Consider the following 22,357-nt stretch of genomic DNA (forward strand, 5'->3'; position numbering starts at 1 on the left):
TCCCGACCCACGCCGAACGAGAGAGAGAAAGCCTCATGTCGCACCTCAAGCCGCTCACCCTGGTCAGCCACCTGCTCTGCCCCTACGTGCAGCGCGCCGCGATCGTCCTGCACGAAAAGGGCGTCGCCTTCGAGCGCGTCGTCATCGACCTGGCCGACAGGCCGGACTGGTTCACCGCCATTTCGCCGCTAGGCAAGGTGCCCCTCCTGCGGGTGCCGCGGGAGGGCGGCGGCGAAGCGATCCTGTTCGAAAGCAATGTGATCTGCGAGTACCTGGAAGAGACGCAGTCCGGCGTGCGCCTGCACCCCGAAGATCCACTCGCGCGTGCCGGGCACCGGGCCTGGATGGAGTTCGGCTCCGCAATCCTGGCCGACCTGTGGGGCTACGAGACCACGCGCGATGCCGACGTGTTCGAGCAGAAGCGCCGCGCGCTCGCAGCCAAGTTCGAGCGCGTCGAGGCGGTGCTGAAGAACGGCCCGCACTTCGCGGGCGAACGCTTCAGCTTGGTCGATGCTGTCTTCGCACCGATCTTTCGCTATTTCGACGTCTTCGACGAAATCAGCGCCTCGCGCGTCTTCGATGCGACGCCGCGGGTGCGCGACTGGCGCTCGGCACTGACGGCGCGACCGAGCGTGCGCGCCGCCGTGGTGCCCGAGTACGCGCAGCACCTGCGGGGCTTCCTGCGCCGGCATGAAGCGCATCTGCTGACGCTGGCCGGCACCGCCGCGCGCGCCTGAAGCGCGACAATGGCTGAACGACAACTCTTCGCGCCCCCCGATATGCGACTCCTCCACACCATGCTGCGCGTCGGCAACCTGCAGCGCTCGATCGACTTCTACACCCAGGTGCTGGGCATGCAGCTGCTGCGCACTTCGGAGAATCCCGAGTACAAGTACAGCCTGGCTTTCGTCGGCTACGAAGGCAACCCGGCCCAGGCCGAGATCGAGCTGACTTACAACTGGGGCACCGAAAGCTACGAGATGGGCACCGCCTACGGCCACATCGCGCTCGGCGTGCCCGACGCCTACGCGGCCTGCGAGAAGATCAAGGCGGCCGGCGGCAATGTCACGCGAGAGGCCGGGCCGGTCAAGGGCGGCTCGACGGTGATCGCGTTCGTGACGGATCCGGATGGGTACAAGATCGAATTGATCCAGAGAGAATCAACCGCAGGCAGCCGCCCATCAGACGCCAAAAGCGATCCGCTGCGCGCCTGATCGAGCCCCGATGCCTGCGTCAGGGACTGAAGATCAGGACCACGTAGACGAGGAACACGACCAGATGCACGGCGCCTTCGAGGACTGTCGTGCGCGGCCCTGAGAACGTGAGCGTGCTCAGGATCAGCGTGAGGGCCAGCAAGGTCATGCCGGTCGGATCCAGGCCCAGGATCACGGTCTTGCCCGTCACGAGGCCGATGATGAGGATCGCCGGTACGGTGAGCCCGATGGTGGAGGCCGCGGCGCCGAGGCACAGGTTGATCGAGCGCTGCAGTTGATTCGCCCGCGCCGCGGCCAGCGCGCTGATTCCCTCCGGCGCGAAGACGATGACGGCAATGAGCACGCCGCCCAGGGCCGAAGGCGCCGCTAGCGCTGCGGTGCCGTGGTCGATGAGCGTGGCGAGCCGCCCGGACAGCAGCACGATGGGCAGCAAGGTGACAAGCAGCAGCCCCGTGTGGCGGACCATCACGGCAGCGGATGGACCCTGCCCGGCATGCATGCCTGCGCCGGCCCCCACGGACCTGCCGGCCTGCGCGTCGACGAAGAATTCCTGGTGACGGCGCGTCTGGATCAGCAGGAAGATCGCATACAGCAGGATGGTGAAGAGAGAGAAGAAGGCCGCCTGGATGACCGTCAGGCTGCCGGCCGGAACCGCTTGCGTGAAGTTGGGCAGGATGAGCGCGACCGATGACAGCGGGATGATCACCGCGAGATACGCGACGGCGCCCTGCAGGTTGTAGGCCTGCTCGCGATGGTGCAGCCCGCCCAGCAGCAGGGCCAGTCCGACGCCGCCGTTCAGCGCGATCATCAGCACGCCGAACATCGTGTCGCGGCCCAGCGTCGGGGTGGCATCGCTGCCGATCGCCACGGCGGCGATCAGCGCGACCTCGATGATGACGATCGACAGCGTGAGCACCAGCGAGCCCAGCGGGTCGCCGAGCATGTCGGCCAGATGGTCGGCCTGTTCGACGACGCCGAAGGCGCACCACAGGATGGTGACGAACAGCCAGAAAAAGAACAGCGCGGCGCGCAAGCCCGAAGCGAGATCGGCAAGCCACGCGTCTCCGAACAGGAGAAACAGCGCCACCGTAGTCCACGCAACAGCAAGACGTCCGATGAGGATCATGATGGGCTCCGGGCTGGACCGGGGCCTTTTTACCGGGACGGCGCGCGCTTGTAAATCTGAACGATCTTGCGATCCGACTGCGCCGGATGCGATCAGCAGCCCAGCAGATCCGCCAGTGCCCCGATATCCCGCGCATGCAGCGTGTTGTCGGGCTGCGGCGAGACATCCTTCGGCCGTCCGGGGCCGAACTCCAGGGGCCGCTCGATGTAGCCGGTGCGCAGTCCGCAGGCCCGCGCCGCCGCCAGGTCGTCGTGGTGCGCCGCCGCCAGCATCACCTGCCCCGGCGTGACGTCGAACACCGCCGCGACGCCGAGGTAAGTGCGCGGATCGGGCTTGTAGGCCTTGAACACCTCGGCCGACAGCACGCAGTCCCATGGCAGCCCGGCGCGCTTGGCCATCTCGGTGAGCAGGCCGATGTTGCCGTTGGAGAGCGTGCAGATGGTGTATCTGCGCTTCAGCCTGGCCAGGCCCTCGACCGCGTCGGGCCAGGCCGGCAGCCGGTGCCAGGCCCGGTTGAGTTCGCGCTTGGTGTCGGCGTCGAGCTCGGCCACGCCGAAGTCCTGCAGCACCTGGCCGAGGATGCCCATGTGCAGTTCGTCGAGCAGGGTGAAGCCGCCCTCGCCGGCCGCGAGCCGCTCCATCACGCCCTTCATCGCCGGCTGGTAGCCGGCGCGCCAGGCCAGCGCGAAGGCGCCGCCATCGACACCGGGCAGCAGGCGCTCGGCCTCCGCCGCAATGCCGGAATACCAGTCGACCACGGTACCGAAGACATCGAAGGCGATGACCTTCAGCTCGCTGCCGTCCAGAACCTCCCCCATGGCCCCGTCCTTCAACGTGCCAGCTGGCAGGCCTCGCGCGCCAGCGACTCGATGCGGCCCCAGTCGCCGGCGGCGATGGCGTCGGTCGGCACGATCCAGGAGCCGCCCACGCAGGCCACGTTGGAGAGCGCAAGGAACTCGTGCGCATTGCCGGCGTGGATGCCGCCCGTGGGGCAGAACTTGACGTCGCCGAAAGGCCCTTGCCAGGCCTTCAGCATCGCCAGGCCGCCGGCCTGCACGGCCGGGAAGAACTTCAGCTCGGTCAGGCCGTCTTCCTGGGCCATCATGATCTCGCTGCCGGTCGCGACGCCGGGCAGGAGCGGCAGGCCGAGGTCGTGGCAGGCCTTGCCGACCGCCCGCGTGTAGCCCGGGCTGACGCCGAAGCGCGCGCCGGCCAGCGCCGATGCCTGGGCATCGGCCGCGCTGCGGATGGTGCCGGCGCCGGCGACGGCCTCGGGCACCTCCTTGGAGATCAGCTCGATGCACTCGAGCGCCTCGCGCGTGCGCAAGGTCACTTCGAGCATGCGGATGCCGCCGGCCACCAGCGCGCGCGCCAGCGGCACCGCGTCCTTGACGTCGTGCAGCACGATGACCGGAATCACCGGGGCGTCGCGCATCACGTCGAGCGCGGAAATCTTGTCGTTCACAGCCATGAGCAGGCTCCTTCTTCAGCAGTCAATGCATTGCGCCGCATGCCGGCGAACAGGTCGCGGCCCAGCCCGCGGCCGTTGGCGGCGCGTGCCTCGTCGGGCATCTTCGAAATCTCTCGCGCCGCCCATTCGTCCTCGGGCAGCAGCACGGTGAGGGTGCCGGCCACGCCGTCGAGCCGGATCAGGTCGCCGTCGCGCACCTTGGCCAGCGGGCCGCCAGCCGCGGCCTCGGGCGAGACGTGGATGGCCGCCGGCACCTTGCCCGATGCGCCGCTCATGCGGCCGTCGGTCACCAGCGCCACCCGGAAGCCCTTGCCCTGCAGCACCGACAGCGGCGGCGTGAGCTTGTGCAGCTCGGGCATGCCGTTGGCCTGCGGGCCCTGCCAGCGCACCACGCACACCACGTCGCGCTCGAGCTCGCCGGCCGTGAAGGCCTGCTGCAGCGCGGCTTGCGAGTCGAAGACCCGGGCCGGCGCCTCGATCACGTGGCGGTCGCCGGGCACCGACGAGATCTTGATCACGCTGCGCCCCAGGTTGCCCTGCAGCAGCTTGAGCCCACCGGTGGCGCTGAACGGCGCCGAGACCGGACGGGCGATGGTGTCGTCCTTGGACGGCGCGGCCGACTTCCAGGTAAGCGGCCGCTCGTCCGAGGGCGTGCCGGCCAGCACCGGGATGCCAGCGAACTCGCGGATGCCTCCGGCGCGCACGCTGAGCACGTCGGCATGCATCAGGCCGGCATCGAGCAGTTCGCCGATGACGAAGCCCGGGCCGCCCGCCTCCTGGAAGCCGTTGACGTCGGCGGTACCGTTCGGATAGACCCGCGTGAGCAGCGGCACCACCTCCGACAGTTCGGCGAAGTCGTTCCAGTCGATCAGGATGCCGGCGGCACGCGCCACCGCCACCCAGTGGATCAGGTGATTGGTCGAGCCGCCGGTGGCCAGCAGCGCCGCCATCGCGTTGACGATCACGCGCTCGTCCACCAGTTCGCCAATCGGCGGCACCGCGAAGCCCGCGTCCGAGGACCGGCCCAGCACCGTGCGCACCGCCTCGCGCGTGAGCGCCTCGCGCATCGCGTCGCCGGGCTGGATGAAGGCCGAACCCGGCACATGCAGGCCCATGGCCTCGAGCAGCATCTGGTTGCTGTTGGCGGTGCCGTAGAAGGTGCAGGTGCCTTGCGCGTGGTAGGCCTGCATCTCGGCGTCGAGCAGGCCCTGGCGGCCCACCAGGCCCTGCGCCGCCTGTTCGCGGACCTTGGACTTGGCCGTGTTCGACAGGCCCGAGGGCATCGGCCCGGCCGGCACGAAGACCGTCGGCAGATGGCCGAAATGCAGCGCGCCGATCAGGAGGCCCGGCACGATCTTGTCGCAGACGCCGAGCATCAGGGCGGCATCGAACATGTCGTGCGTGAGCGCCACCGCGGTGCCCATGGCGATCACGTCGCGGCTGAACAGGCTCAGCTCCATGCCGGGCGTGCCCTGGGTGACGCCGTCGCACATGGCCGGCACGCCGCCCGCCACCTGCGCCGTGGCCCCGAGGCGGCGGGCCTCGTGCTTGACGATGTCCGGATAGCCCTGGTACGGGGCGTGGGCCGAGAGCATGTCGTTGTAGGCGGTGACGATGCCGATATTGGGCGCGCGCTCGCTCACCACCCTGAATTTGTCGTTGGCCGGGATGCCGGCGACGGCATGCGCCACGTTGGCGCAGCCCATCCGGTCGGAGCCCCGGTCGCGGCCGCGGGTATCGGCCACGTCCTGAAGATAGGCGCTGCGCAGGCTCAGGCTGCGCGCACGAATGCGCTCGGTGACAGCGCGGACGGTGGGATGGGTGTTCATGGGCTGTGTCGCTCTGCCGATGAGCCAGCGTGGGGCGGCTCGGAAGAGCATGGTAACAAGCCCTCATGAAAAAGCCCGGACAGGCCGGGCTTTTTCTGAGAGGCGCGCTGCGACATCAGTCGAGCAGCTTGACCTCGACCCGGCGCGCCTCGGCGTTGTTGCCGCTGCCGGCCGTCACGGCCGGCTTCTGCAGGTCGACCTTGTCGGCCGGCACGCCCAGGCCGGTCAGCACGTCGCGCACCATCTCGGCGCGCTTTTTCGCCAGGGCCTCGTTGATGGCGGCGTCGCCGGTGGTGTCGTGGAAGCCGGAAATGACCGCCTTGTGCCCGCTTTCGATCCCCTTGATCACGACCGCCAGGGCCTCTGCCGCGCCCGGCGCCAGGTCGGCGCTGGCTGTAGCGAAATAGAAGTTCACGACACCGCCGACGACGCGGATGCTGGCGCCGTCAGGAATCACGACCGTGACCGTCTCGGTGACCACCGCCAGCGTGGTCGCCGGCGCGGCAGCGGCCGCCGGTGCGGCCGTCGGGCCCGCCGCATGGCCCCGGGTATAGAGCACGATGCCGATCACGAACAGGATCACCAGGGCGATCAGGCCGAGCACGAAGGCGAGGATGAAGTTCTGCTGGCTCTCGTCGTCGCTGTGGGCAGACATGGGCGGTGCTCCGTAGTTGAGGGGTCGGTAAATAATGGTGCGGTGAACCATGACCGCCAAATTGTAGGCGTCGCTGCCCGGCCCCCCGGCGGCGACCCCGGGCCGCCCGGCCTGGACCCCATGCCCACGCCGCTGCGCGACCCCAAGCCGATGCTCGATCGCGTGATCGACGAATGGGGCGGGCACGAGGACCTGTGGCTGTTCGGCTACGGCTCGCTGATCTGGCGGCCCGACTTCGGCTTCGTCGAAAGACATCCGGCCCGGGTCCATGGCTGGCACCGCGCGCTCAAGATGTGGAGCCGGATCAATCGCGGCACGGTCGAGAACCCGGGGCTGGTGTTCGGGCTGCTCTCGGGCGGCAGCTGCCGAGGCATGGTGTTCAGGGTGCCGGCCGCCGAAGGGCTGGAGACCCTCGGCCGGCTCTGGCTGCGCGAAATGCCCACCGGGGTGTACGACCCGCGCTGGCTCGACTGCTCGACGCCGCATTCGAAGGTCCGGGCGCTGGCCTTCACGCTGTCGCGGCGCAGTCCCAATTTCACCGGCGAGCTCAGCGACGAGCGCTATGCCCATATCTTCGCCAACGCGGTGGGCCGCTACGGCAGCTCGCTCGACTATGCCGAGCAGACCCTGCTCGAACTGCGGCGCCATGCCATCCACGATGCCGCGCTGGCGCGCCTGGTCAAGCTGGCCCAGACGCGGCTGTCGGCCCCGGCCGACAGCGCCGAACCGGCGCCACAGGTATACCCTCTGGGCTCGGCATCAACCAACAAATTCAAGGAGTAGTCCGACCATGCGCCCTCGCCTCATCGCCCCTGCCATCGCCATGGCCGCGGCCAGCCTGCTCGCGGCCTGCGGCACGCTGGGGCCCCAAGCCGGCGCGACCGCCGAACTGGCGCCGACCGGCGCTATCACGCCGAACCCGACCGTGGGCAAGGTGAGCTTCACGGCGCTCGAACACGGTGTGCGCGTGAAGGGCGAAGTGCGTGGCTTCGCGCCGGGCACGGAGCATGGTTTCCACATCCACGAGAAAGGCGACTGCGGCGACAACGGCAATGCGTCGGGCGGCCATTTCAACCCGGCTGGCGGCACCCACGGCAAGTTCGCCGCACCGGGAAGCCACGCAGGCGAACTGCCCAGCCTGGTGGCCGACGCCAACGGGGTGGCCCGCTTCAGCGTCGACGTCCACACCATCTCGATGACCGAGGGTGCGGCCAACAACATCATCGGCCGCGCGCTGGTGGTGCACCGCGACCGCGACGACTTCACGACGCAGCCGGCGGGCAATTCGGGCCCGCGGATCGCCTGCGGGATCATCGCCCGGAGCTAGCCGAGCCGCACCTTCATCAAGGCCTCGGCGCGCGCGAGTTCCTCGGGGGTGTCGATGTCGGTCACGACACCGATGTCGTCGACCTCGATGGCGGCCACTTGCCCGGCCTCCTTGAGCGCGCGCAGCACCGGGGCGGCGCCCTGGTTTCCCGACAGCCGCGAAAGCGCATCGAAGCAGCCGGCGGCGAAGCCCACCGGATGGCCGCGCTGGCCCCGGTAGTGCGGCTGCGCCGCCTGCACCGACCCGGCGAGCGCCGATGCCACGGCCTGCAAGGTCGCGGGCTGCACCAGCGGCAGGTCGGCCGGCAGGATCAGCCAGCCCGCGGCGCCGGGCGTGGCCCGCACGGCGGCGGCGATCGAGTCGCCCATGCCCGGGTGGCCGACATCCTCGAGATGCCAGGGCAGCCCGCTGGCGCGCACCGCGGCCAGCGTGTGGTCGAGCACCGTGGCCCCGGCCAGCGCGGCCTGCAGCTTGTAGCCGCTGCCGCCGGCGGCACGAAAGCGCTCGCCGCGGCCGGAGGCGAGCACGATGACGGTCGGCGGGGGCGGTTCGGCGGCAGGAGTCATGCGACGGAGTATCCACGCTTGGCTTGCGCAACAATGGCGCCATGCCTTCTCCCAATGAATCACTGGCCGCCCTGCGCAAGAGCTACGAGCGCGCCGAGCTCGACGAAACCAGCAGTGCTGCCGATCCGCTCGACCAGTTCGAGCGCTGGCTGGCCGAGGCCATCGACGCCCAGGTGCCCGAACCCAACGCGATGACCTTGGCGACGGTGGGCGGCGACCTGCGCCCCTCGACCCGGATCGTGCTGGTCAAGGGCTACGACGCCCGCGGCATCGTCTGGTACACCAACTACCAGAGCCGCAAGGGCCAGGAGCTGGCCGGCAACCCCTATGCGGCGCTGCAGTTCCACTGGGTCGAACTCGAGCGCGTGGTGCGCATCGAGGGCCGGGTCTTCAAGGTCGACGACGCCGAGAGCGACGCCTACTTCGCCAGCCGCCCGTTCGACTCCCGCATCGGCGCCTGGGCCAGCCCGCAGAGCGAGGTCATCAGCGGCCGCGACGTGCTGGTGAAGAACGCCGCGGTGCAGGCCGCGAAGCACCTGCTGTCCCCGCCACGGCCGCCGCACTGGGGTGGCTTCCGGCTGGTGCCCGACCGCTGGGAATTCTGGCAGGGCCGCAAGAGCCGCCTGCACGACCGGCTGCGCTATCGCGCCGAGGGCGGCGCCTGGGTGCGAGAGCGGCTGGCGCCCTGAGCCGGCTTCAAAGGCGCCCGGCGAGCGCCATCACGATCGACAGCGAGACCAGCGCCATCACGGTCGAGACCACGACGCTGGCGGTGATCAATCCTTCCGAGGTCCGGTAGCGCTGCGCGAACAGGAACACGTTGGCGCCGATCGGCAGCGATGCCGCCACCACCATCACGGTCAGCGGCAGGCCGCGCAGGCCGAAGGCGAGTCCGAACGCCGCGACCAGCGCCGGGTGCACCAGGTTCTTGATCGAGGCATGGAGCAGCGCGGTGCGCCAGTGCTGACCGACCGGCGTCAACGCCAGCGTGATGCCGACCAGCATCAGCGCCACCGGGCTGAAGGCCTGGCCGAGCAAGGCGATCGGCTTGTCGATCGCGGCCGGAATCTCGAGCCCGGTCTGTGCGAACAGCAAGCCCAGCAGGATCGGTGCCTGCACCGGATGGACGATCGCGTTGCGCAGGGCGCGCAGCACGGTCCGCGCCATCGAGCGCCGCCCTGCCCCGCCGGGCTCGATGCGTTGCGCATCCTCCTGCGCCAGCGCGAGCTCGAGGAACACGGTGGCGCTGGTCAGCAGCACCAGCGAGTGCAGCGAGATCAGCGTCAGCAGCACCACCATGCCCTGCGGGCCGTAGGCCAGGCCGACGAGCGCGATGCCGATCATCACGGTGTTGCTGTAGGTGTTGGCCAGCGCCAGCACCACGCCCGTGCGATTGAAGCCGCGCCAGACCAGCGTGGCCGCGAAGATCAGGCCGGCGGCGACGAAGTAAGCCGCTACCGGCTTCAGGCTCAGCTGCTCGATCCGCACCGTGCTCATCGAACGGAACAGCAGGGGCGGCGCCAGCAGCAGGAACACCAGGTTCGACAGGTCCTTGACCGAGTCGCCCCGGATCCAGCGCATCCTCCCTGCCAGCCAGCCGACCGCGATGAGGATGACCACGGGCAGCAGCGAGGAAACGACGAGACCATTCATGGAGCTTTCGAGAATAGCCTACCCTCGGTGCGGGCCCGGCAAGCGGTGCGGGCCTGTCGACCCCACTGCGCCGGCCCTTCGGGCTTCCTTGCGCTGCTCGCCTTTCGCGGGGTCTCGCTCAAACTCGCCTTCGGCTCAAACAGTCGCGAGCCCTGATCCGCGAAAGGCTGCGCTGCTCAGCGGCGCAGAGGGGATCGCCCGCCCCGCACCGCTTGCCGGGCTTGGGGGTGTTCAAGCCATCCCGACGTCTCCAACGCCGATGCCACCCCAACGTACCAGCGGTGGTGGGCGGTATGCCCCGGGCCGGCCGTTGAGGCACCGCCGAGCAGCGGAGCGGCAGGCGGAAAAAGGGCCGCGCGTGTTTGAGCGCAACGCAGTGGAGCGAGTTTGCGCGGACCCCGCCTGTCGCGAGCAGCGCAGGGAAGCCGCGAAGCGGCCGGTGACGTCGGCCGGCCCGGGGCGTACCGCCCGCCGCTGCCGCCCCGACGCCCCGGCCAACCGTCGAACCGAACGCCCCTAGAACGTAGCCCTCAACCCCACCTTCAAGCTGCGCCCCGGCAGCGGCGCAGCCGGATACACCGTCGTCGTCAGGATCGAAGTCGCGCTGTAGGCCAGCGTGTTCCCGATGTTGTCGACCCGCGCATACCACGTGAGGTTGGCGCTCTGGACCCGCTGCCTGTAGCTGAGCGACGCGTTCCACAGCGTGTAGGCCTCGGTCGCGCGGTCGCCCATCGGTGGCACGCGGTTCTGCGCCGCGTTGTAGTCGAAGCCCAGGCGCGCTGTCCACGGGCCGCGGCCGTAGGCCAGCGTGCTTCCGACGCGCCACGGCGCGATCCGCGGCAGCGGCTCCCCGGTGTCGGTATTGGTGGCCCGCACCAGGTCGCCGCGCCATTCGAGGTCGAGCGTGCCGCCGTCCTCAGCCCGCGAGAAGCCATCGGCGCCGATCAGTTGCAGGTTGCCGCCGGCCTCGAGGCCAGTGAAGCGCGCCCGCACCCCGTGATAGACGTAGTCCGCGAACACCTCGGGGAACAGCAGCCCCTCGGCCGTCTCGACCGGCGGCGGATTCAGCTCGCCGTCCGCGCTGCGCACATTGCCCGTGGCACTGAGTCCGATGTAGTTGCTGAAGCGGGTCAGGTAGGCGTTGAGCCTGGCCGTGTTGGCGCCCGACTTCCATTGGGCGCCAAGGTCCAGCCCGGTCGACTTCTCGACCTTCAGGTTCGGATCGCCGGTCTCCCAGGCCGCGGTCGCCACGTGCGGGCCGTTGGCGAACAGTTCGTAGTCCTTGGGCGCCCGTTCGGTGTAGGCCAGGTTCGAGGTCAGCTGCCACTGCGGCGACAGGTTGACCAGCCCGCCGAAAGCGGCGCTGCTCGGACGGAAATCGCGCTCGCCAACGAAAAAGCGCGTGATCTCCGGGTCGGACGGATCACCCAGCGAGCGCACCTTGACCTCCTCGGTGCGGGCACCGAAGCTCAGCCGGCCCCACGAGGTGCCGAACTCCTCGTGCAGGAACAAGGCGTTCGATTCGGTGCGGCTGTTCGGGGCAAAGGCCTCCTCGCCGTTGGCCGAGAAGCGGCCGCTCTCGCTCGTGAAGCCGACCATGCCTTCGAAGCCGCCGATCGGGCGGTGCCTCGCCTCGATCCGCAGGTCGTTGCTGTCGTTGGTGAAGGTGGTGCCGGGCGCCGGGCCCTCGTACTCCGTATGGCGGTACTCGGTGCGGCTCAGCTTCGCATGCACGCTGCTGAAAAAGCCGCCCGGCCGCCATTCACCCTCGAGCGCGTAGCGGTCGGACCGCATGCCGATCGTGACGTCGTCTTCGGCCACCGTGCCGTAGTTGCTGCGGTAGGTGCTGGCCGAGGCACCGATCCAGCCCTGGTCGAAGAACAGCGTGCCGCCGAAGGCGCCGCCGTCGGCCTCGTTGGCCGAGTTGCAGATCTTGCGTGCGAAACCCGGGCGCTTCGGGTTCGCGCAGGGCAGCTCGATCGGCACCGAGACGTCGCTCGAATCGCGCCGGAACGCATCGACGTGCAGCGCATAGCGGTCGGTGCCGCCCTCGAGCAGCACGCCGCCGGACTGCTCGCGGTTGCCGGTGGCGTAGCCCAGGTCGGCGCGGCCGCCGAAGCCCTCGATCGGCTCGGTCGGGATGCGGTTGTCGATCACGTTGACCACGCCGCCGACCGCGCTGCCACCGTATTGCAGCGCGGCCGGCCCGCGCAGCACCTCGAGCCGCTCGGTGACCAGCGCATCGACCGGCACCGCGTGGTCGTAGCTCAGCGCCGAGGCGTCGGGCGCGCTGCCGCCGTTCTGCAGGATGCGGATGCGGTCGCCGTCCTGGCCGCGGATCGTCGGCCGGCTGGCATTGGGGCCGAAATAGGTGCTGCCGACGCCCGGCAGGCCGTTGAGCGTCTCGCCGAGGGTGGACTGCGAGCGCAGCAGCAGCGCCTCGTTCGACAGCGAGGTGGTCGGCGCGATCAGGTCGGTGGCGCCCAACGGGTTGCCGGTGACGGTGATCTCGCCGAGCGAGGCGGCAGGCGCCTCAGGCGCAGGCTGCGCCCAGGCAACCGGGGACGCGCAGGACAAGACGGACAGCACCGCGACGCCGACGCGGTGGCGTGGAAAAAGAATAGACATGAAGGAACACTCGTTGAATCGATGGACAGCCGGCCGCGCCCCGCCAGGCGGGGTCGGCAACCGGGAAACGCGGGGGATTCAGCGAGTGGAAGGCGGACCGCGGGCGTCGAACAGCGCGATCCAGCGGGCGAAGACCTCGCCCTCGAGCCAGACGAAGCTGGCGGCCGGCAGCAGCACCGGCAGGAGAACCGGCGGCACGCAAGGCGCGGCCGCTCCGTGGGACAACTGGTCGTAGAGCCGGCACTCGGCCTCGGTGTGGACGCCGAACAGCGCCGACAACCCGCGCGAGGCGGCCGCCTTGCTGGCAACCGCAGCGGTGGCGGCATCGGCATGGGGATGTGCATGTGCCGCCGCGCCGTGCAGCGTGCCGTGCAGGAGGCCCAGCGTGGTCGCGGCCCAGAGCGCGAACGCCAGCACGCACAACAGGGTGCGGGTGCGGAGGGGGCGCTGGGGGGAAGGCATTTAGTCAGTTGAGGACAGAGCAAAAACTGCTACGCAGTTTCTTGGTCTGTCCCGCAAGGTCTCAGGATTTCACCCGAGCAGCAAAAGTCTTCTGAAACTTCTCGACCTTGGGACCGACCACGAAGGCGCAGTAGCCCTGGTTCGGGTTGTTCAGGAAGTAGTCCTGGTGGTAGGCCTCGGCGGCCGAGTAGTTGGCCAGCGGCTCCACCTCGGTCACGATCGGCGAGCGGTAGGTCTTGCTCTCCCCGATCTCGCGGATCACGTCCTCGGCAACCTGCTTCTGCGCCGCATCGAGGTAGTAGATGCCGCTGCGGTACTGGGTGCCGACATCGTTGCCCTGGCGATTGAGCGTCGTCGGATCGTGCACGACGAAGAAGATCTCGAGGATCTCGTGCAGCGAGATCTCGGCCGGGTCGAATGTCACCTTGACCACCTCGGAGTGCCCGGTGCGGCCGGTGCAGACTTGTTCGTAGCTCGGATTCACGGTCTGGCCGTTGCTGTAGCCCGATTCGACGTCGAGCACCCCCTGCACGCGGTCGAACACGGCTTCCGTGCACCAGAAGCAGCCACCGCCAAGGACGATGGTTTCGGTGGGCGAGGATGGGGATGACATGGCAACTCCGGCGAAGTTTCGAGACGAACTGCACATTGTGCCGGCTTGACGCAGTGCAACACCCTCACTACATTACTAACCCGCCAGTCATTAATACCATGCCCGCCTCCCGATTCCTCAAGGACAAGCTGTGTCCCGTGAGCGCCAAGCGCGAGCGGCGCAAGGAAGCCCGTCCGGGCGAACTGCTGGAGGCGGCGCTGGACCTGTTCGTCGAGAAAGGCTTCGCCGCCACCCGTTCGGAAGAAGTCGCGGCCCGTGCCGGCGTCTCCAAGGGCACCCTCTTCCTGTATTTCCAGAGCAAGGAAGAGCTGTTCAAGGCGGTGGTGATCGAGAACCTGGCCGGCCGCTTCACCGAGTGGAACCGCGAGTTCGACGAATACGAAGGCAGCACCGCCGACATGCTGCGCTATTGCATGCGGGTCTGGTGGGAGCGGGTCGGCGCGACCAAGGCCTCCGGCCTGACCAAGCTGATGATGAGCGAAGGGCGCAACTTTCCCGAGTTGGCCGAGTTCTATCGCCGCGAAGTCGTGAAGCCGGGGCATGAACTGCTGCGACGCATCGTCCAGCGCGGCATCGACCGCGGCGAGTTCGCGCCGGTCGAGGTCGACCTGGCGATCTACACCGTCATCGCGCCGATGATCTTCCTGATGCTGACCAAGCATTCGCCTGCGATCTGCTTCGATCACACCTCCACGATCGACCCCGAGAAATACCTGGCGCTCCAGGCCGAGACCGTGCTGCACGGCCTCTGCCGCACGCCGAAGGCTGCCGAATGAAAAGAACGATGAAATGGGCCATCGCGGTCCTGGTCCTGGTGCTGATCGCGGCCGGCGCGCTGCGTGCCATCGGCGCGCGCAAGGCGCAGCAGGCCAAGCTGGCGGCCGGCACCGGCTCGGCCGCGACCGAGACGGTGGTCGAGCTGTCGGCCACCGACGTGGTGCGCGTCGCCCGCCGCGAGCTGGCCGAGACGCTGCCGGTCTCGGGCACCTTGCGGGCGGTCGATTCGGCGCAGGTCAAGGCCCGCGTCGCCGGCGAGCTGATCGGCCTCACGGTGCGCGAGGGCGACACGGTGGCCGCCGGCCAGGTCATCGCACGCATCGATCCGGTCGAATACCAGTCGCGCATGCGGCAGGCCCAGGAGCAGGCCGATTCGTCCCGCGCCCAGGCCGAGGTGGCGCAGCGCACCTTCGACAACAACAAGGCGCTGGTCGAGCAGGGCTTCATCTCGCGCACCGCGCTCGAAACCTCGCAATCGAACCTCAATTCGGCGTTGTCGACGCATCGCGCCGCGCTGGCGGCGGTCGAGATGACCCGCAAGTCGCTCGACGACACCGTGCTCAAGAGCCCGATCGCGGGCCAGGTGGCGCAGCGCCTCGCCCAGTCCGGCGAGCGCGTCGCCATCGACGCCAAGATCATCGAAGTGGTCGACCTGAGCCGCATCGAGGTCGAGGCCACGCTGGCCGCGGCCGACTCGGTGGCAGTGCGCGTGGGCCAGCGTGCCACCCTGCAGATCGAGGGCGGCGGCGTCGCCGACCCGAAGAGCGGCGAGCGCACGGTCGGCGCCAGCGTGGTGCGGGTCAATCCGAGCGCCCAGGCCGGCAGCCGCAGCGTGCTGGTCTACCTGCGGCTCGACCGCAGCACCGGCTTCCGCCAGGGCCTGTTCGCGCAGGGCACGATCGACGTCGGCCGCACCGAGACGCTGGCCCTGCCGCTGACCGCGGTGCGCACCGACAAGCCGGCGCCCTATGTGCAGGTGGTGATCGACGGGCGCATCGCGCATCGGCCGGTCGAGACCGGCCTGCGCGGCCAGCTCGACGGCCAGACGATGGTCGCGGTGCGCGGCATCGAAGAGGGCGCGGTGGTGGTGGCCGGCAGCCTCGGGCCGCTGCGCCAGGGCACGGCCGTGCGCCTGACGCCGGTGTCGGCGGCTGCCGCGCCGGCCCCCGCCGCTTCGGCACGCAGCGCACCCTGAGGCTGGCACGGCATGTGGTTCACCCGCGTCAGTCTCAAGAATCCGGTCTTCGCGACCATGCTCATGCTCGCCCTGGTGGTGCTGGGCGCCTTCTCCTACCAGCGCCTGCAGGTCGACCAGTTCCCGAACATCGACTTCCCGGTGGTGGTGGTGATCACCGAGTACCCGGGCGCCTCGCCCGAGATCGTCGAGAGCGAAGTCACCAAGAAGATCGAGGAAGGCGTCAACTCGATCGCCGGCATCAACGCCCTGACCTCGCGCAGCTATGAGGGCCAGTCGGTCGTCATCATCGAGTTCCAGCTCTATGTCGATGGCCGCAAGGCCGCCGACGACGTGCGCGAGAAAGTGGCCGGCGTGCGGCCCTTGTTCCGCGACGAAGTGAAGGACCCGCGCGTGCTGCGCTTCGACCCGGCCTCGCGCGCCGTCTGGTCGGTGGCGGTACTGCCCGAGGGCGACAAGGACAAGCAGCCCAGCGCCGTCGAATTGACCAACTGGGCCGACCAGGTGCTCAAGAAGCGGCTGGAGAACGTGCGCGGCGTCGGCTCCGTGACGCTGGTCGGCGGCACCAAGCGCGAGATCAACATCTACCTCAATCCGCAGGCGATGGAAGCCTTCGGCGTCAGCGCCAGCCAGGTGGTCGATGCGGTGCGCAGCGAGAACCAGGCGCTGCCGGTCGGCTCGGTGCGCTCGCTCGAACAGGACCGCGTGGTCCAGATCGACGCCCGCATGGAGCGGCCCGAGGATTTTGGCCGCATCATCGTGGCCCGCAAGGGCGGCGCGCCGATCCGGGTCGACCAGGTCGCGACGGTGCGCGACGGCGCCCAGGAGATCGACAGCCTGGCGCTCTACAACGGTCAGCGCACCTTGCTGCTGTCAGTGCAGAAGGCGCAGGACGAGAACACCATCCAGGTGGTCGACGGGCTGGTCAAGGCGATCGCCGAGATCAAGCCGCAGCTGCCGCCGGGCGTGCGGCTGGAGCCGATCGCCGATGCCTCGCGACCGATCCGGGTGGCGGTCGACAACGTGCGCCAGACGCTGATCGAAGGCGCCCTGCTCACGGTGCTCATCGTCTTCCTGTTCCTGAACTCCTGGCGCTCGACCGTGATCACCGGCCTGACCTTGCCGATCGCGCTGATCGGCACCTTCTGGTTCATGGCGATGTTCGGCTTCACGATCAACATGATCACGCTGATGGCGCTGTCGCTGTGCGTGGGCCTCCTGATCGACGACGCAATCGTGGTGCGCGAGAACATCGTGCGCCACGTGCAGATGGGCAAGAAGGCCTACCAGGCCTCGCTGGACGGCACCCAGGAGATCGGCCTGGCGGTGCTGGCGACCACGCTGTCGATCGTCGCGGTGTTCCTGCCGATCGGCTTCATGGAAGGCATCATCGGCAAGTTCTTCCACGAGTTCGGCATCACGATCGTGGCGGCCGTGATGATCTCGATGTTCGTGAGCTTCACGCTCGACCCGATGATGTCGAGCATCTGGCACGACCCGGCGATCGACAAGCACGGCAAGAACGAAGCACCCGTCACCTTCTACGACAAGACCATCGGCCGCGTCACCGGCTGGTTCGACCGCGCCACCGAGCGGCTGGCCGAGGGCTACCAGGGCATCCTGCGCTGGGCGCTGGTGCACAAGCTGGCCACCGTGTTCGCGGCCATCGGCATCTTCATCGGCAGCATCTTCATGGTGCCGCTGCTGGGCACCGAGTTCGTGCCCAAGGCCGACTTCTCCGAGACCTCGATCAGCTTCTACACCCCGGTCGGCTCCTCGCTCGAAGTGACCGAGGCCAAGGCACGCCAGGTCGAGACGGTGCTGCGCGAGATGCCCGAGGTCCGCTACACGCTCACCACCATCAACAGCGGCGACGCCCAGGGCAAGATCTACGCCAGCATCTACGTGCGGCTGGTCGACCGGCGCGCGCGCAGCCGCAGCGTCGACCAGATGTCGACCGTGCTGCGCGAGCGGCTGCGCGCCATTCCGGGCATCACGGTCACGCACGTCGGCCTGCGCGATTCGGTCGGCGGCAACAAGCCGATCGAGTTCTCGCTGCAGGGGCCCGACCTGAAGGAGCTCGAGCGACTGACCGTTCGCGTGATGGACAAGATCCGCCCGATCCCCGGCCTGGTCGACCTCGACTCCAGCCTGAAGCCCGACAAGCCGACGGTCAGCGTGGTGATCCGGCGCGATGCCGCCTCCGACCTCGGCCTCGGCGTGGCGCCGATCGCGGCCGCGCTGCGCACGCTGGTGGCCGGCACCACGGTGGGCAACTGGCGCGCGCCCGACGACCAGACCTACGACGTCAACGTGCGCCTGGCGCCCGAGGTGCGCAACTCGCCGGCCGACCTGGCCCGCCTGCCCTTCCTGAGCACCGCGGTCGGCGCCAATGCCGACGGCTCGAGCCGCATCGTGCGCTTGGCGCAAGTGGCCGAGGTGCGCGAATCGACCGGCCCGAACCAGATCAACCGCCGCGCCCTGGCGCGCGAGGTGAGCATCAACGCCAACGTCGACGGCCGCTCGGCCGGCGAGGTCTCGGCCGACGTCCGCGCGGCGCTGGCCGGCATTGCCTTCCCACCGGGCTATGGCTGGCAGTTCAGCGGCTCGACCAAGAACATGCAGGAGTCCTTCGGCTACGCGGTCTCGGCGCTGGCGCTGGCGGTGATCTTCATCTACATGATCCTGGCCAGCCAGTTCAAGAGCTTCCTGCAGCCGCTGGCGCTGATGACGGCGCTGCCGCTGACCCTGATCGGCGTCGTGCTGGCGCTGCTGATCTTCCGCTCGACGCTGTCGATGTTCTCGATCATCGGCGTGGTCATGCTGATGGGCCTGGTGACCAAGAACGCGATCCTGCTGGTCGACTTCGCGATCCGCGCGCGCGAGCCCGGCGTCGCCGACGACGGCACGCCGGTGCCGGGCCTGCCGCGCGCCGAGGCCCTGCTGCTGGCGGCCCGCGTGCGGCTGCGCCCGATCCTGATGACGACGCTGGCAATGATCTTCGGCATGGTGCCGCTGGCCTTCGCGATCAGCGAAGGCTCGGAGCAGCGCGCGCCGATGGGCCAGGCCGTGATCGGCGGGGTCATCACCTCGTCGCTGCTGACGCTGGTGGTGGTGCCGGTGGTCTATTGCTACATGGACGACCTGGCCAACTGGGCCCGCCGCCGCTGGACCGGCCAGCCGAAGCCGGTCGCCGAAGCCACGCCCGTGGCGACGCCTAAAATCGAAAGTTTGTCCTGAGTCCGCGAGGAGAGACCCCATGAACCCCACCCCCACGCTCGAGCGCCTGCGCTTCAACATGATCGAACAGCAGATCCGTCCCTGGGACGTGCTCGATCTCGACATCCTCGACCTGCTGGCCCAGATCCGGCGCGAGGACTACGTGCCCGAGGCGCACCGTGCGCTGGCATTCTTCGACATGGAGATCCCGCTCGAGGGCGCCAGCACCGCCAAGGAACCCGGCCAGTGCATGCTCTCGCCCAAGGTCGAGGCCCGCATGCTGCAGGACCTGCACATCCAGAAGCACGAGAGCGTGCTCGAGATCGGCGCCGGCTCCGGCTTCATGGCCGCCCTGCTGGCCCATCGCGCGGCCCAGGTGCTGAGCCTGGAGATCGACCCCGGCCTGGCCGCCTTCGCCGCCGCCAACCTGCGCCGCAACGGCGTCACGAACGTCGAGGTGCGCCATGCCGATGGCGCCACGCCGCTGGCCAGCGGCCCGACCTTCGACGTCATCGTGCTGAGCGGCTCGGTGGCGCGCATCCCGCAGGGCCTGCTGGGCTCGCTGAACATCGGCGGCCGGCTGGCGGCCGTGGTCGGCGACGAACCGATGATGCGCGCCCATTTCGTGACCCGCACCGGCGAAGGCAAGTGGGACGTGCTGCAGCCCTGGGACACCGTGGCGCCGCGGCTCCTGAACTTCCCCGCGCCCTCGCGCTTCAACTTCTGACCCCCTGCCCTTCATGATCGATCAAATCCGCCCGACCGAGCTTGCCGACTGGTTCGCCAGGAATCCGAACGCGAGGCCGGTGGTGCTCGACGTGCGCGAACCCTGGGAGCTGCAGACCGCGAGCGTGGCGCCGATGGGCTTCACGCTGGCGACGATCCCGATGAACGAGATCCCGGCTCGCGTCAGCGAACTCGATCCGGGCCAGCGCATCGCCTGCCTCTGCCACCACGGCGCACGCAGCCAGCGGGTGGCCGCCTTCCTGGCCCAGAACGGCTTCGACGAGGTGGCGAACATCGCCGGCGGCATCGATGCCTGGTCGGCCCAGCACGACCCCTCCGTTCCGCGCTACTGAGCGGCCCGCGCCGCCGCCCCGCCCCGATTTTCGTATCCCCAAGGACGCTTCATGCCCGTGCCCAGGCCTCTTCCTCTTTCGGCAGCGCTCGCGACCGTGTTCGCAGCGGCGATCGCGCTGCCGGCCCATGGCCAGAGCCTGATCGAACTCTACGATGCCGCGCGCGGCTACGACGCCACCTACCAGGGTGCACGGGCGCAGTACGACGCCAATCTGGCGCGGGCCGCGCAGGCCAAGGCCGGCATCCTGCCGGCGGTCGGGCTGTCGGCCAACGCCACCGCCACCCACCAGGAGCTGTCGACCGACAGCCTCTCGCTGAACCGCGGCATCCCGACACAGGCCGCCGGCATCAACGCCACGCAGCCGCTCTACCGGCCCGCCAACTGGGCCGTCTGGGAGCAGAGCAAGCGGCAGCTCGGCATCGCCGAGGACACCCTCAAGATCGCCGAACAGGATCTCGTGGTGCGCGTCAGCCAGGCCTACTTCGACGTGCTTTCGAGCCAGGACAGCCTGGCGCTGGTGCGGGCGCAGAAGATCGGCGTCGCCGAACAGCTGGCCTCGGCCAAGCGCAATTTCGAGGTCGGCACCTCGACCATCACCGACACCCGCGAGGCCCAGGCCCGCTACGACCTGGTGCTGGCACAGGAAATCGCGGCCGAGAACGACCTGCAGGTCAAGAAGATCGTGCTCGACCAGCTGGTCGGCCGCACCGGCACCCAGCCGATCCCGCTGGCGGCGCCGGTGGCGCTGCCGGCGGTACAGCCGGCCGATATCAATGCCTGGGTCACGCAGGCCGACGACATCCATCCCGCGATCGACCAGGCGCGGCTGGGCCTGGAAGTCGCGAAGCTCGAGGTCGAAAAGGCCCAGGCCGGCCACAAGCCCACGCTCGATGCACAGCTGGGCTACAACGTCACGAACAACCCGAACGGCAGCACCACCAGCACCACCACCGGCAAGGTGCGCGTCAATGCCGCGAGCATCGCGCTGGTCTTCAACATGCCGCTGTTCGCGGGCTTCGCGACCGAGAACCGGGTCAAGGAGACGCTGGCGCTCGAGGAGAACTCGCGCCAGACGCTGGAGTCGACCCGCCGCAGCGTTTCGCAGGCCACGCGCTCGGCCTACCTCGGACTGATCTCGGGCGCCGGCCAGGTGAAGGCGCTCGAAGCCGCCGAAGCCTCCAGCCAGAGCGCACTCGACGCCAACCGGCTCGGCTACCAGGTGGGCGTGCGCATCAACATCGACGTGCTGAACTCGCAGGCGCAGCTGTTCCAGACCAAGCGCGACCTCGCGGTGGCGCGCTACGGCGTGCTGGTGGGCAACCTGAAGCTGCGCCAGGCCAACGGCACGCTGAGCGCCGACGACCTGCAGGCCATCAACGACACGCTGGCGATCGGCGGGCGCGCGAGCGTCCAGAGCGAAGCCTCGCCGTACCAGCCCTCGGCCGCCACGCAAAGCCCGGTGCCGGTGCCGCCGGCCTCGCTGCCGCGCCCGGGCACCTCGGCCGTCCCGGTGGTGCCGCCGGTGGTCACGCCGCCCTTCAATCCGCAGCCGCCGGCGATGCCGGTGCCGCCCCCGCCGCCGGTGATCGAGCAGCTGCCGACCCGCTAGGCCCGGATGCACCCGCTGGGTCCATCATCATGTCGTGGACCAGGCGGGTGAAGGCCAGCGCAGCCGGCGACAGCGTGCGGTTGGCGAGCATCACGATGCTGTAGTGCGTCTGCATGCGGGTGAGCCGCTTCAGGCTCAGGCGCAGCAATGACTCGGTGCCGTGATTCAGGCCGACTGCGTCGGGTGCCAGGATCACGGCGTCGGCGGTCAGCGCCAGATGCCGCAACGTGCCGAGGTCGTCGCACACCATGTTGAACACCGGCCGGTCGACCCGCTTGACCTGCTTGTCGAAATGCGAAGCCACGGCGGCCGGCAGGTTCGGGCTCGCCACCGGATAGTCCATCGCCTCGTCGAGCGTCACGCCCTCGTGTTCGAGCAGCGGATGGCCCTCCCGCACGAAGAAAGACACGGCCACATTGGGCAGCCGCTTGAACTGCAGGCCGGGCTGCTTCTTGAGATCGCGGGTGTCGGCGATGAACAGGTCCAGCTGGCGCCGGTGCAGGCGCTCGCTCAGTGAATTCGGGTCGGCCACGTCGATGCGCACCGCCAGTTGCGGGTGGCGCTGCGCCATCAGCGACAACGCCGGCCGCCCCAGCATGCCGGCGGCGAAGGGACCGAGCCCGACCTGCAGGCTGCCGGTCGACAGGCCCTGCAGCATGCGCACGTCGCGCCGCACCTGGCTGGCATCGGCCAGCAGCTCGCGGGCGCGCGCCAGCACCAGCTCGCCCGCGGCGGTGAAGCGCACCTGGCCATAGGCGCGGTCGACCAGCCGCGCCTCCAGGTCTTCCTCGAGCTTGTCGATGCTGCGCGAGAGCGCCGGCTGCGTCAGGTGCGCGGCCTCGGCGGCGCGGCCGAAACTGCCTTGTTCGGCCAGGGCGACCAGATGCTGGAGCTGGCGCAACTGCATTTTGCGTATTAGTACAAATTGAAAG

At 69.2% G+C, this 22,357-nt stretch carries 22 protein-coding genes; 11 read left to right on the forward strand and 11 right to left on the reverse strand.

Annotated elements, in window-relative coordinates:
• Positions 1-35 precede the first annotated feature (35 nt).
• On the forward strand, positions 36-737 hold the full coding sequence (locus QTI68_RS17150; RefSeq protein ID WP_286522973.1) for a glutathione S-transferase family protein: 702 nt from the start codon (positions 36-38) through the stop codon (positions 735-737).
• A 42-nt stretch (positions 738-779) separates the two neighbouring features.
• Positions 780-1,214 (forward strand): lactoylglutathione lyase, encoded by a 435-nt coding sequence (gloA, locus tag QTI68_RS17155; protein WP_286523201.1) that lies wholly within the window; start codon positions 780-782, stop codon positions 1,212-1,214.
• Positions 1,215-1,233: 19 nt separating this feature from the next.
• Here gloA and QTI68_RS17160 read toward each other — a convergent pair whose 3' ends face one another.
• The 5 genes from QTI68_RS17160 to QTI68_RS17180 form a co-directional block, all read right to left on the reverse strand.
• Positions 1,234-2,340 carry a calcium:cation antiporter gene (locus tag QTI68_RS17160; RefSeq protein ID WP_286522975.1) on the reverse strand — a complete coding sequence of 369 codons (1,107 nt, stop codon included), beginning with the start codon at positions 2,338-2,340 and terminating at the stop codon, positions 1,234-1,236.
• 92 nt (positions 2,341-2,432) lie between these two features.
• The gene (locus QTI68_RS17165; RefSeq protein ID WP_286522977.1) at positions 2,433-3,158 is read right to left on the reverse strand and encodes a haloacid dehalogenase type II; all 726 of its coding nucleotides are present in this window, start codon (positions 3,156-3,158) and stop codon (positions 2,433-2,435) included.
• A gap of 11 nt (positions 3,159-3,169) precedes the next feature.
• Complete coding sequence (eda, locus tag QTI68_RS17170) at positions 3,170-3,811, reverse strand: bifunctional 4-hydroxy-2-oxoglutarate aldolase/2-dehydro-3-deoxy-phosphogluconate aldolase (protein ID WP_286522979.1); 642 nt, start codon at positions 3,809-3,811, stop codon at positions 3,170-3,172.
• Positions 3,802-5,640 carry a phosphogluconate dehydratase gene (gene edd / locus QTI68_RS17175; protein WP_286522981.1) on the reverse strand — a complete coding sequence of 613 codons (1,839 nt, stop codon included), beginning with the start codon at positions 5,638-5,640 and terminating at the stop codon, positions 3,802-3,804. The genes eda and edd overlap by 10 nt, the downstream gene beginning before the upstream one ends.
• 115 nt (positions 5,641-5,755) lie before the next feature.
• Entirely contained in the window at positions 5,756-6,295 is a 540-nt protein-coding gene (locus QTI68_RS17180; protein ID WP_286522983.1) for an OmpA family protein, read from the reverse strand.
• A gap of 120 nt (positions 6,296-6,415) precedes the next feature.
• On the opposite strand from QTI68_RS17180, the gene QTI68_RS17185 reads away from it, so the two are divergent.
• Together QTI68_RS17185 and QTI68_RS17190 are read left to right on the forward strand one after the other, a co-directional pair.
• On the forward strand, positions 6,416-7,078 hold the full coding sequence (locus QTI68_RS17185; RefSeq protein WP_286522984.1) for a gamma-glutamylcyclotransferase: 663 nt from the start codon (positions 6,416-6,418) through the stop codon (positions 7,076-7,078).
• A 7-nt stretch (positions 7,079-7,085) separates the two neighbouring features.
• Positions 7,086-7,622: a superoxide dismutase family protein gene (locus tag QTI68_RS17190; RefSeq protein ID WP_286522986.1), complete on the forward strand. Its 537-nt coding sequence runs from the start codon at positions 7,086-7,088 to the stop codon at positions 7,620-7,622.
• Here QTI68_RS17190 and QTI68_RS17195 read toward each other — a convergent pair.
• A complete protein-coding gene (locus QTI68_RS17195) occupies positions 7,619-8,188 on the reverse strand; it encodes a nucleotidyltransferase family protein (RefSeq protein WP_286522988.1) in 570 nt (189 codons plus the stop codon). The genes QTI68_RS17190 and QTI68_RS17195 overlap by 4 nt on opposite strands.
• Positions 8,189-8,229: 41 nt before the next feature.
• Here QTI68_RS17195 and pdxH point away from each other — a divergent pair, with 41 nt between their 5' ends.
• Positions 8,230-8,877, forward strand: coding sequence for a pyridoxamine 5'-phosphate oxidase (gene pdxH, locus QTI68_RS17200; protein ID WP_286522989.1), 648 nt, complete (start codon positions 8,230-8,232; stop codon positions 8,875-8,877).
• 7 nt (positions 8,878-8,884) lie between these two features.
• Here pdxH and QTI68_RS17205 read toward each other — a convergent pair whose 3' ends face one another.
• The 4 genes from QTI68_RS17205 to msrA all read right to left on the reverse strand — a co-directional run bounded on the left by QTI68_RS17205 (position 8,885) and on the right by msrA (position 13,544).
• The gene (locus tag QTI68_RS17205; RefSeq protein WP_286522990.1) at positions 8,885-9,841 is read right to left on the reverse strand and encodes an AEC family transporter; all 957 of its coding nucleotides are present in this window, start codon (positions 9,839-9,841) and stop codon (positions 8,885-8,887) included.
• A 516-nt stretch (positions 9,842-10,357) separates the two neighbouring features.
• On the reverse strand, positions 10,358-12,469 hold the full coding sequence (locus QTI68_RS17210; RefSeq protein WP_286522991.1) for a TonB-dependent receptor: 2,112 nt from the start codon (positions 12,467-12,469) through the stop codon (positions 10,358-10,360).
• A gap of 78 nt (positions 12,470-12,547) precedes the next feature.
• Entirely contained in the window at positions 12,548-12,931 is a 384-nt protein-coding gene (locus tag QTI68_RS17215) for a hypothetical protein (protein WP_286522992.1), read from the reverse strand.
• Between the two features lie 61 nt (positions 12,932-12,992).
• Positions 12,993-13,544 carry a peptide-methionine (S)-S-oxide reductase MsrA gene (gene msrA, locus QTI68_RS17220; RefSeq protein ID WP_286522993.1) on the reverse strand — a complete coding sequence of 184 codons (552 nt, stop codon included), beginning with the start codon at positions 13,542-13,544 and terminating at the stop codon, positions 12,993-12,995.
• Positions 13,545-13,642: 98 nt separating this feature from the next.
• Here msrA and QTI68_RS17225 point away from each other — a divergent pair, with 98 nt between their 5' ends.
• The 6 genes from QTI68_RS17225 to QTI68_RS17250 are packed head-to-tail and all read left to right on the forward strand — an operon-like array spanning position 13,643 to position 21,425.
• Positions 13,643-14,320: a TetR/AcrR family transcriptional regulator gene (locus tag QTI68_RS17225; RefSeq protein WP_286522995.1), complete on the forward strand. Its 678-nt coding sequence runs from the start codon at positions 13,643-13,645 to the stop codon at positions 14,318-14,320.
• 8 nt (positions 14,321-14,328) lie between these two features.
• Complete coding sequence (locus QTI68_RS17230; protein ID WP_353506428.1) at positions 14,329-15,516, forward strand: efflux RND transporter periplasmic adaptor subunit; 1,188 nt, start codon at positions 14,329-14,331, stop codon at positions 15,514-15,516.
• A gap of 12 nt (positions 15,517-15,528) precedes the next feature.
• Positions 15,529-18,756 carry an efflux RND transporter permease subunit gene (locus QTI68_RS17235; protein ID WP_286522997.1) on the forward strand — a complete coding sequence of 1,076 codons (3,228 nt, stop codon included), beginning with the start codon at positions 15,529-15,531 and terminating at the stop codon, positions 18,754-18,756.
• 19 nt (positions 18,757-18,775) lie between these two features.
• The gene (locus tag QTI68_RS17240) at positions 18,776-19,462 is read left to right on the forward strand and encodes a protein-L-isoaspartate O-methyltransferase family protein (RefSeq protein WP_286522999.1); all 687 of its coding nucleotides are present in this window, start codon (positions 18,776-18,778) and stop codon (positions 19,460-19,462) included.
• Positions 19,463-19,475: 13 nt separating this feature from the next.
• Positions 19,476-19,814, forward strand: coding sequence for a rhodanese-like domain-containing protein (locus QTI68_RS17245; RefSeq protein WP_286523000.1), 339 nt, complete (start codon positions 19,476-19,478; stop codon positions 19,812-19,814).
• Between the two features lie 51 nt (positions 19,815-19,865).
• Complete coding sequence (locus QTI68_RS17250) at positions 19,866-21,425, forward strand: TolC family outer membrane protein (protein WP_286523002.1); 1,560 nt, start codon at positions 19,866-19,868, stop codon at positions 21,423-21,425.
• Here QTI68_RS17250 and QTI68_RS17255 read toward each other — a convergent pair.
• Positions 21,355-22,332 carry a LysR family transcriptional regulator gene (locus QTI68_RS17255; protein ID WP_286523004.1) on the reverse strand — a complete coding sequence of 326 codons (978 nt, stop codon included), beginning with the start codon at positions 22,330-22,332 and terminating at the stop codon, positions 21,355-21,357. The genes QTI68_RS17250 and QTI68_RS17255 overlap by 71 nt on opposite strands.
• Between the last annotated feature and the right edge of the window lie 25 nt (positions 22,333-22,357).

This window comes from Variovorax sp. J31P207 (genome assembly GCF_030316965.1).
Lineage (GTDB): Bacteria > Pseudomonadota > Gammaproteobacteria > Burkholderiales > Burkholderiaceae_C > Variovorax > Variovorax ginsengisoli_B.